Origin of the sequence: Nocardioides sp. NPDC023903 (assembly GCF_040639295.1) — a bacterium.
GTDB lineage: Bacteria > Actinomycetota > Actinomycetes > Propionibacteriales > Nocardioidaceae > Nocardioides.
In genome coordinates, this window is record NZ_JBEZZS010000124.1 from 1 (window position 1) to 1,037 (window position 1,037).

The 1,037-nt window shown below is 66.4% G+C and carries 1 protein-coding gene; it reads left to right on the forward strand.

Translation table 11 applies throughout. From position 1 onward, the window contains the following. The first annotated feature begins 291 nt into the window (after positions 1 to 291). A complete protein-coding gene (locus AB0F44_RS30415) occupies positions 292 to 1,020 on the forward strand; it encodes an alpha/beta hydrolase fold domain-containing protein (RefSeq protein ID WP_357361120.1) in 729 nt (242 codons plus the stop codon). Positions 1,021 to 1,037 lie beyond the last annotated feature (17 nt).

Genomic DNA, 1,037 nt, shown 5'->3' on the forward strand with positions numbered 1-1,037 from the left:
GTCCTCGCGGTCGTGGTTGCGTACTGCGGTGTAGAACTCGACCGCCCACTGCGGTGCGATGCCAGTCCCGTCCTCTCCGGAGTCGGGGAGGTTCCGACACGTCGACGAATTGGTCACGAACGTTTGGTGGCCGGGTGTGTCGGGCGATAACTGAGACAGACAAGACGTTCATCTGATTATGTGAGCGTCGATGTGTGAAACATCACTGTGTTAGATGTCAGCGCCGACATCCGATCCGGGGGTTTACGCCTGGTCAGGGGTCGACGCGCCAGCTGTAGAGGTAGGTGCGCGATGGTAGCCACAAAGATCACCGGCGTGATGGGCGGGCTCGCGCCCGTGGCCCCGATCAGCACCGCCGAGAGGCCCGACCCGGGCATCATCGTCAACTCCGGCCGGACCAGCACTTCCTCACGAGTCCTGATGGTCGCCTGCCTCGGTCTCATCGGACCGCTGCTGCGCACCGTGCCCATCAACCGGGCCACCATTCCGGTCGGCGCCGTCGCGGTCGACCTGCTGTCGCGGCTGCGGCCCGAACCGCACGGTATCGAACGCGAGCAGATCCAGCTCCAGGGCTTCAAGATGGAAATGGTGCGGCCCGCGGGTGGATCCCGCGCATTGCGCCACGGTGCGCTGCTGTACATGCACGGCGGCGGCTTCGCCGTCTGCGGATTGCAGTCACACCGCGCGATCGTGGCCGGACTGGCCAGGCGCACCGGCCTGCCCGTCCTCAATGTCGAATACCGGCAATTGCCCGGTTCGATCGACGCCGCGATCGACGACTGTGTGCTCGCCTACCGCTGGCTGCTGCGCCACGGCGCCGATCCGGCGCGCATCGTGTTCGCCGGTGATTCGGCGGGTGGGTTCCTGACCTTCGCGACCGCGATCCGCTCGCGTGAGATCGGCCACGTGCGCGGCCATCGCGGCCTCGAGCTCGGTGCCGATCGACGACCCGGAAGCGGACGTCGTCCTCGTAGGCGGCGCCGTACTTCTTCCCGGTCAGCTCCATCGCCTTCTCGATGACGGGGAAGACGACGTCG